This window comes from Candidatus Cryosericum septentrionale, from assembly GCF_003570995.1.
GTDB lineage: Bacteria > Caldisericota > Caldisericia > Cryosericales > Cryosericaceae > Cryosericum > Cryosericum septentrionale.
The window spans coordinates 74,687-83,549 of sequence record NZ_QXIY01000017.1; the positions used below are offsets into that span (position 1 = coordinate 74,687).

Annotated in this window: 7 protein-coding genes, 1 tRNA gene and 1 other RNA gene; 5 read left to right on the forward strand and 4 right to left on the reverse strand. The window is 58.0% G+C overall.

Annotated elements, in window-relative coordinates; genetic code table 11:
* The first annotated feature begins 1 nt into the window (after window position 1).
* The 5 genes from rsmD to tpiA are packed head-to-tail and all read left to right on the forward strand — an operon-like array spanning window position 2 to window position 5,262.
* Complete coding sequence (rsmD, locus tag SMC1_RS04555; RefSeq protein WP_165849215.1) at window positions 2–610, forward strand: 16S rRNA (guanine(966)-N(2))-methyltransferase RsmD; 609 nt, start codon at window positions 2–4, stop codon at window positions 608–610.
* Complete coding sequence (locus SMC1_RS04560) at window positions 594–2,681, forward strand: HD family phosphohydrolase (protein WP_119085613.1); 2,088 nt, start codon at window positions 594–596, stop codon at window positions 2,679–2,681. The genes rsmD and SMC1_RS04560 overlap by 17 nt, the downstream gene beginning before the upstream one ends.
* Window positions 2,668–3,177 carry an rRNA maturation RNase YbeY gene (gene ybeY, locus SMC1_RS04565; RefSeq protein WP_119085614.1) on the forward strand — a complete coding sequence of 170 codons (510 nt, stop codon included), beginning with the start codon at window positions 2,668–2,670 and terminating at the stop codon, window positions 3,175–3,177. The genes SMC1_RS04560 and ybeY overlap by 14 nt, the downstream gene beginning before the upstream one ends.
* Window positions 3,174–4,460 (forward strand): hemolysin family protein, encoded by a 1,287-nt coding sequence (locus tag SMC1_RS04570; RefSeq protein ID WP_119085615.1) that lies wholly within the window; start codon window positions 3,174–3,176, stop codon window positions 4,458–4,460. Before ybeY ends, SMC1_RS04570 begins: the two co-directional genes overlap by 4 nt.
* Before the next feature lie 40 nt (window positions 4,461–4,500).
* Complete coding sequence (gene tpiA, locus SMC1_RS04575; protein WP_165849217.1) at window positions 4,501–5,262, forward strand: triose-phosphate isomerase; 762 nt, start codon at window positions 4,501–4,503, stop codon at window positions 5,260–5,262.
* 98 nt (window positions 5,263–5,360) lie between these two features.
* Here the strand turns inward: tpiA and rnpB are convergent.
* The 4 genes from rnpB to SMC1_RS04595 form a co-directional block, all read right to left on the reverse strand.
* Window positions 5,361–5,680, reverse strand: an RNA gene (gene rnpB / locus SMC1_RS04580) — RNase P RNA component class A.
* Window positions 5,670–6,398 carry a hypothetical protein gene (locus SMC1_RS04585; RefSeq protein ID WP_119085617.1) on the reverse strand — a complete coding sequence of 243 codons (729 nt, stop codon included), beginning with the start codon at window positions 6,396–6,398 and terminating at the stop codon, window positions 5,670–5,672. Before SMC1_RS04585 ends, rnpB begins: the two co-directional genes overlap by 11 nt.
* A gap of 30 nt (window positions 6,399–6,428) precedes the next feature.
* Window positions 6,429–6,503 (reverse strand) — tRNA-Ile (locus SMC1_RS04590).
* A 65-nt stretch (window positions 6,504–6,568) separates the two neighbouring features.
* Window positions 6,569–8,863, reverse strand: a 2,295-nt coding sequence (locus SMC1_RS04595) for a CBS domain-containing protein (RefSeq protein ID WP_126855168.1), incomplete at its 5' end; no start/stop codon positions are given.

The following is an 8,863-nucleotide window of genomic DNA, read 5'->3' on the forward strand; positions in this document are numbered from 1 at the left end:
TATGATCATTGAGTCAGGCACACTGAAGGGCCGTTCGCTGAAGACACTCGGCAAGGAACCATGGCTGCGCCCTACGTCCGACAAGGCGCGAGAGGCTGTCATGGACATGATGCGACCGGTTCTTGCGGGAGCGCGGTTCATCGACGTCTGCAGCGGCACTGGTGCGGTCGGCATAGAAGCGCTCAGTAACGGAGCGGCACATACAACCTTTGTCGATGTCGACAATCGCTCAGTGCGTCTCATCGTTGACAACCTGCGAATGCTTGCGCTTCAGGAGCAGGCTTCTGTCGTCAAAGGCGACGCCGATGGATACGTGAGCGGATTGCAGGGAGGGGAGTTCGATGTCCTTTTTGCAGACCCGCCCTTTGACTCCGGATTGCAGGAAGGGCTGCTGGTTACCCTGTCTGAGCATTTGCGCGACGCAGCAGACGGCTGTATTATAATTATGGAGCATCCATCCAAGCGACCCGTGCATGAACGGTATGATGGCCCAGAGGTAGACTTGGAGAGCTACAAGGAAAGGCGGTACGGAGACGTGAGCATGACATTCTTCCGTGCAACAAAGCACAGAAACGAGGCGAGCGGCAGCAGCCATGACCAGACAGAATAAAATGACCCACTTCGTGCGAACCGTTCGTCACAGCCTCGTTCTCCGGCTCACGCGGTTCAGACGGACCGGTACGCTGGTGTTTATCCTGGTAGCGCTTCTGTCCGCCGTACTGTGCGCCCTTCCCTTCATCCCCGTGCTTAGAAATGTGTCTGAAGGCACGGTCGTCAGCGCGGACATGGTCTCCAGGCGAGATATCGTCTATGTCGATAATGGCAGAACTGAGGACCTTCGCAAGCGCGCAATGGACGAAGTCGCTCCTATCTATAAGTTCGACAGTTCGCGGCTGCCGACGGCGACAACTGCACTCGAAAGCGTCATGACAAAGGTCATCAGCATACGTGCGCAGGATGCCCCCGTGGACCAGGAGTCTCAGCAGATCGCGGCATTGCTCATGACCGCGCAAGGTGCAACGACGAAGTACCTTGTGACGTGCTCCGAGTCGGAGGTTCAATCGTCCAAGACGGCGGCGCGTGAGGCTCTGACGATAGTCATGGGTCGCGGCGTACTCGAGGGAAGCCTTCCTGCTGCCCGCGAGAGCATCAACACGGAACTCAAGAAGTACGGTATTTCCGACAACCAGGTACGCTCGGCATACCTCCTGGCAGTCCGTTTCGTGTCTTCGAACCTCATATATGATGAAGAGGCGACTCAGCTTGCCCGTGACAAAGCTGCGTCCTCGGTATCGCCTGTCGTCTCAACCATCCTCGCCGGCACCGCCGTCGTGAAGAAAGGGAGTGTACTGGACCAGAGCACCGTCGATCTGCTGTTGAGTACCGGTCTGGTCTGGGGACCTCGCGCGCTCCAAAACGTCGTGTCTCAGATGCTGGTGGCGTTGCTCGCTTGGGGAACGATCGCACTGGCAGTCATGCTCCTGGGTTCAGCAAAAGGCCGGACCGAGCATTTGTTGATGGAGATAGCGGTCATAGGCGGCTCCTGCATCGTGATCGGCTGGCTCGCCGGTAGTGTGACGGCAACGATGACCCCGTTCTTCCTCTGCATGCTGCTCGGATTCGTCTTCTTCGAGGGCGCCCTTGCCACGGTGTTCGGTTTTGCTCTGATGGTCATGACGTGGATTATGGTTCCGATGCCCGCAGAAGTGCTCTCGGGACTCGTCGTGGGGGCTGTTATCGTATTCATCGTCATGCGGAAGGTGAACAAGATGAGTGCCCTTCTCATCGCCGGGCCGATTGCGGGCGCATCAGCTGCTCTTGTCTACAGCGCTCTTGCCGGGGTCAGCGAACAGCGGCTATCCGTGATTGCTGCCAACGCCGGGTATCTGGTCGCAGGGGGGGTCATTGCAGCCGTGTTTGCACTGGGACTGACCCTGGTTTTCGAGCGACTGTTCAACGTTGCTACGGTGGTGAGGCTGCGCGAGCTTCTGGATACGGGAAGCAAACTCCTGGCGCAGCTGTTCGAAAGCGCCCCGGGAACCTACCATCACAGCCTCAGCGTGGCCAATCTTGCGGCAGGTGCCGCTCAGCTTATCGGTGCAAACTGGCTGATGGCTCGCGTTGGGGGTTACTACCACGACATCGGCAAACTGCTGCATCCACAGTTTTTCGGCGAAAACCGGGGAGAATTGCCGAACATCCACGAAGATATCTCGCCTGAACTGAGTACCAAGGTGATCCTGGAGCACGTCCAGTCAGGTGTTACGATTGCAAGGAGCAATCACCTGCCGCCCGAGGTGGTTGATATCATCGCCGAGCACCATGGCACGACTGTCGTCCAATTCTTCTACGACAAGGCGTCCGCCGAGCAGCCAAACCTCTCGCCTGACACATTTCGGTACCAAGGGCCCAAGCCACACACGAGGGAGTCCTCCCTTGTCTTCCTCGCCGACGGCGTTGAAGCCGCGGCGCGTTCGCTTCCCAAGGTGGACAAACCAGCTCTGGAAGGACTCATCGATGCGGTTGTCAACGCTCGCATTGCCGACGGTCAACTCGCCGAGTCACAGCTAACGCTGGGTGAGATCGCCGCTGTCAGGGACTACTTTCTCACGTCTCTTATCTCATTCTATCATGTTCGAGATGCCTATCTGACGCCCGAGGAGGCAAATGAAAGAATCTGACCTATCTGTACACTGTCGTGTCGAGCTGTCGGATCCCGGATGGCAGGTGGACAGCAAGGCTCTCATAGCGCTTGTCGTCCGCATAGCCTACCTGATACAGCCGGAACTCACCGCTATTCCGGGTGTTCGACGCGCCGTCGCCGTCTCATGCTACTTCGTCCCAGCGTCTCAGATGCGGGAATTGAACCGTGACCACGGAGGCAGCGACTCGACCACCGACATGCTGTCGTTTCCGCTGGGCTATGCCGCGCCCGGCACGGGCTGGGTACTGGGGGACATCGTCATCTGTATGGATGCGGTGGAAAGCAAAGCCATCTCCAGTGGGAACAGCCTTGAAGACCAGCTTGCGTTCTCTCTTGTTCACTCTGTGCTCCACTTGGTGGGCTTCGATCACATCGAGGAGCATGACCGCACTCTGATGGAGCACCGCGAGGAAGAGGTTTTCGCAAAGCTGGCGCAGGGGCACTGCCCCGATGTGGCGAGAAGGCCTGCATGACTGGACCGATCGTCGGATTGCTGGTCCTCCTGGCTCTCTCGTTCCTCTTCTCCATGGTGGAATACGGCTACGTGACCATGACGCCGATGGCTTTGGAAAAGGCGGCTGAATCTTCTGTTTTTGCTGATCGGCTGAGCACCAGAATGGCTGCTGGCCATTCGATGCTCATCGCGGTGGTGGTCCTGGGCAACAACATGGCCAATCTTGGGGCATCCTTTATCTTCGCGCGGGTCGTACTCACTGAGTTCACGCGTGTGAACCCGGATCTGCTTGCAGTGGTCTCCACGCTCGCCTTGACGGTCGTTGTCGTCATTTTCGCTGAGACTATCCCGAAATCGATCGGCAGGGCGTTCCCTGAACAGGTCATGCGCGCCACAGCTATTCCGCTTTATCCCCTCTACTTGCTGCTCTATCCAGGCGCACGTGCACTTGCGGCAGTCGCGGGGGTCTTCACGGGACCGCTGCTGCGGCGTGCCAAGCACATGGGCTACCTCAACGATTCCGAGGACTTCCGTTACCTGCTGAAGATGGGGCAGGAGGACGGCGTGATCGACAAAGAGGAGGAGCGACTCATCCACAATATCTTTGACTACACCAGCACGCTGGCGTATGAGATCATGACGCCGTTTGTGGATGTGACAACAGTTGAGAAGAATGTGCCGATCAGTGAGGTGATCAGGGCAATCGATGAAACCGGTCACTCCCGTCTACCGGTCATGGACGACGACAATGTGGTAGGACTGGTTTATGCCAAGGATGCTCTCAGAGCCATGGCAGGCGGTGCCGGGCCCAACGTCAAGGCGAGCGGCATCCTCCGGCAGCCATTCTTTGCTCCCGATACCAAGAAGATCAGCAGCTTGCTTCAGGAGATGCAGCGGCAGCGCATCCAGATAGCTGTTCTCTTCGACGAGTACGGTGCCGTTTCAGGGCTCATCACCGTCGAGGACATTCTGGAGGAGGTTTTCGGCGAGATCCAGGACGAGTATGATAAGGAGGCCGCTGAAATCGAGAACGTGGGGGCGGATGCGTTCCTCATCAAGGGTTCGGTCTCGACCGACAAAACTTCGGAACTCTTTCAGTCGGAGTTATCGGGTGAAGACTACGATACCGTCGCGGGGCTCATGCTGTCTGAAATCGGACGCCTTCCTCGTGTCGGGGACAAGGTCGAGCGCGCGGGGATCATTTTCACAGTAGTAAACGTTGTCGGGAAGAGAATCTCTAGAGTGCGTGCAGAGCGATTGCCCACGGCTCCGCCACACTCGACCGAGGATGAAGAGTCATAGTGGGCGTGGGTCTCAAATGTCGCGTCAAAAGGAGAACAACATGAAAATCGTTGCAGGAAACTGGAAAATGTTCAAGACTATTGAGGAGGCGAGGACGTACTTTGCCGAACTGGCCAGCGCCACGCCCCCGCAGGCGGACAAGGTGCGCGTCATCGTCTTCCCCAATTACATCGCATTGGGAGCCTTGGCAGAAACCGGTTCGGTCCCGGCCTGGGTCCTGCTCGGCGCTCAAGATGTCGCGGCTGAGGTAGAAGGCGCATTCACCGGAGAAGTCTCGCCGGCCATGATCCGTTCCACAGGGGCGACCCACGTGCTCATAGGGCATTCGGAGCGCAGACACATCATTGGTGAGTCAACCGTTCTGCTTCACCGCAAGCTGGTCAACTCCCTGGAGGCGTCCCTGATTCCCGTATTGTGCGTTGGAGAGACACTCGAAGAGCGCAATGCCGGCAAGATCGAGGAGGTCGTGTTTGGGCAGCTGGATACCGCCCTCAGCGACGTCCGGCTCTCCGATGGCGCTCAGCTCATTGTCGCCTATGAACCAGTATGGGCCATTGGAACGGGGGTGAATGCCACGAATGAGCAGATAGAGCAAGCACATCACCTCATCCGGGAACATCTCAAGCAGCTTCTCGGAACGGCAATTGGTGGTTCCGTCGCGATTCTGTACGGCGGCAGCGTCAAGCCCGCCAACTTCGCATCCATCGCAGGCCTCCCTTCGGTAGATGGTGGATTGATTGGAGGAGCCAGCCTCAAGCCGTCCGCCTTCGCCGAGCTGATCGAGATAGCAGAGCAGGTGTAACTCTCTGCCGCACGTTTCCCGCGAGGTGAATGCCGAGACGTCATCGGCAAGAACGCCTGGAAATAGAGAGACCCCTTCCGTGAGGTCGGGGTCTCTTGCTATTCCGCGAATGATAAGCCAGGTTCTGTCGTGGTCAGTCATTTATCTAAGCGACATACCCAAAGGCAGGGAGAAGCAGCCCTGTTTGCCTTCCTATTTTGTCTTGCTCCAGTTGGGGTTTGCAATGCGCAGCCCATCGCTGGTCTGCCGGTGGTCTCTTACACCGCCATTTCACCCTTACCCCTTGCGGGGCGGTGTATTTTCTGTTGCGCTTTCCTTGGGGTTACCCCCACTCGGGTTTCCCGAGCAACTCGCTTCTTGGAGCCCGGACTTTCCTCAAGCAGGAGAAACTCCTGCCTGCGACTGACTCATTCGCGGTCTTTGGTGCCGACGTACAGTATCTTGCCGCAGATCTCGCAACGGATAAGCTCTTCAGCATCACCGCCGCTCTCGGCATTACGAAGACGGAACAATATCTTCTGGGGAAGCCTCACGTGACAGTAGTCACAGGTCGAACTGGCCGCTCTTGAAATAGGAGCTCCGCTGAACTTCTGCGACAGGTTGTCGAAAATCAACTTGGCTTTGAGCGGCAGCTTCGACTTGCGATTCTCAATGTCCTTGCGCAGGGTCGGAAGAGACTTTTTCACGGCCGCTCTCGATTTTGTGTCCAACTTGGGAATGCTTTGGAGCTCCTTGCGAAGCTTCTCTACCAGCAATTCCGAGGCTCTGGTCTGATCCTCCACGTCCTGCCGGTCGTGAAAATTCTTCCCCTGTGCATTCTCGACCTTTTCTTTCTCGAGGGTCAGCTTCTTCATCTTCTCCTCAAGCTTCTGGACCTTGTCTTCGGACATTTCTTCTTTCCCCAGCTTGGCGCCGGCTTCGTGAACCTTCGCCGAAAGATCGTCCAACTTCTCACTGATCCTGACCTCGTCGGCCCGGAATGTTTCCAGCTGCCCACGCAACGCGGCCAGTTGCTCCTCGGTTTCGTCGATCTTGTGACTCAGCAATGAAGAGAGATCCGACTCCTGCAGAAGACGTTCCTTCTGTCGATAGTCCAACTGAAGTTCTTGAAGTTCCCAAAGCTTGTCTATTAGCATGAATACACCTCATCGAGGATTCTGACATCCTGGTGGGCCCACCTGGATTCGAACCAAGAACCAAGTGGTTATGAGCCACCTGCTCTACCGTTGAGCTATGGGCCCCTGCGTTGCGCGCACGTCAGGGAAGGGCCTGCGTGGGTTTTATTATAGGCGGGGACGGCCGTGCGTCAACCTTTCGACGCGCACAGGTACGCCATAGCCTCCTCCCTGGAGGCGATCGTACCGTCCAGCTGGAGGCGTCGCACTTGGTCGAGCAGCAGTCCGATTTGTTGTCCCTCGGGAATGCCGAGGATCACGACGTCTCTACCTGAGACCAGCGGTGGCTCGTCCATCCGAGAAAGGACTGTCATGAGGAGGTCGCGAGGTCCGGTGGTCTCCAATCCGGCAAGGTGGGCCTCCAGGATCGAGAGCATGGGTAAGGGCAAGCCATCGAGTTCCTCTGCTGCAGTGCTCACCTTACATGTTCCTTGCTCGAGAAGGCGGCGCAATGCCCGTTCCTTTCGCTGCCATGACCGGCACACCGTTGCCAGTCGGTCGCCCAGTCCGAAGTCCTTGAGGACCTCCTGCAATTCCCCCGCAGGAATGTCGCCTAGCCACACGAGAAGCGGTGCAACCCACGGAGGAGCGTCCAGGCCGTTCACGGCCACGTGGAGACCCTCCTCGAGGGCGGACAGGAGTCGGACTTTCGCAGCCCGCGGCGAAACCAGTGGAAGACCAATGAGTCCGCATCCGAGTAAGCAAAGCGCTTTGATGCATGCGACGCTCCTGCCTCCCAAGAGCAGCTCCTTGAACTCGTCCTGTGCACGTCTGTTGCGGCGCACATTCAAGAGTCCGAGCTCAAGAGCCTCCCTCGCCTTGTCACGGGTACCGTCCTCAAGAGCGAAACCCAGACGTGTCTGGGCTGCCACCGCACGCAGTATCCGCGCGGGGTCCTCGATAAAGCTGTCGGAATACGTCATCCGGATCGTCCGGGCTTCAAGGTCCTTCAGCCCTCCGGTGGCGTCGACGATGGTGCCGAAATCGCTCTCTGAAAGGGACATGGCAAGAGCATTCACGGTGAAGTCCCTCCTCAGCAGATCCTTCATCAATGATGCAGGGGCGACCGTGGGCAACGAGCCCGGAAAGTCGTAGTACTCGAGGCGAGCAGCTGCAAAATCGTACTCCCGCTCTCGGATACGAACCTTGTGTGTCATGAAGCGTCCATAAGAAATCACGTTGGTATTGAAGGACTTGGCGACTGCCGCGGCAACGCCCGAGACGTCTTTCTCCGTGACAATGTCGAAATCGTTGGGAGGCCTGCCGAGGAGGACGTCGCGTACCGAGCCGCCGACCAGATAAGCCCTGTTTTCCTCCGCATCGCCAATCTGACCAATTCTAGCCAAGGTCGCCGCCGTGCCGCTTCCACCCAGCCGATCAAGGTCGGAACGCGCGATGACCCGCACGCCTGGTGTCCGCACGACGCTCTGTGGATGTGCCGTGCTGTTGAGGTAGCGGAGGACATCGGACCTCGACACGACGCCCAGAAGGCAGTCCTGTTCCATGACCAGCAGGAGGCCTGTGTTGTACGTACCGAACGCCTGTATCAGCTCTTCGACGGTTGCAGTGAGGGGAACAGCCGCAATGCGCGTATTCAGGAAGTAATGCACAGGCTTCTGCTGGAGCCGAGTGAGCGAAGTCTTCTCGAGAGCTTTCTTGGAAACGACGCCGACAATTCGGCTATCACGCTCGACTGGCAGCACCGAGAACCCAAGATTCACCATTATGTGCAGGGCTTCTTCGGCGGACCGGTCCTGGGAGACTGTCGCGGGATGGGGCGTCATGATATCGCGGACCACCTGGTGCCACTGCGTACCCCTCGCGGCTATCGCGGATACAATGTGCTCCTGTGCAGTCTCAGCGGATGTTCCGTCGCGCAGGATGGATGCTGCCGCATGGATCCGGCCTGCTCCTCCCAGAGGAGCAAGCAACTCTGCGACGTTGAGCAGGCGGTCACTGCGCCCGAGAACGTAGAGCGCCTGGGGTGTCTGGTAGATGAGGAACAACGCTTCTGCCTTGATGATCTGAGCTAGTCGGTGGACGATGACCGAGAGGTTGCCGACGTTCCGCTCTGCATGCACGATGGCAAATGCTATCTGTGCTCCAGCCACTGTCCTGACCTGTGCATTGTTCAGTGCGTTCTCGAAAGCACTCTGCTGCTCCGGAACCAGGTAGGTGGTGACATAGCGGGCGACCATGGAAAGACTTGCCCCGGCCTTGAGCAGATAAGCCGCCTGTTCGACGTCGAATGCCGTCGTCTCGGGGAACAGCAACGAGCCCGTGTCCTCATAGATGCCAAGCGCAAGAAGTGTAGCCTCGTCCGGGTTCACGGGAACCAGCTGCTCGCGGAGCACGGCGGTCACAAGCGACGCGGTCGCTCCACACTTCCGGATATGTCCTTCGTCAATATGTGCCAGGCTCGCGGA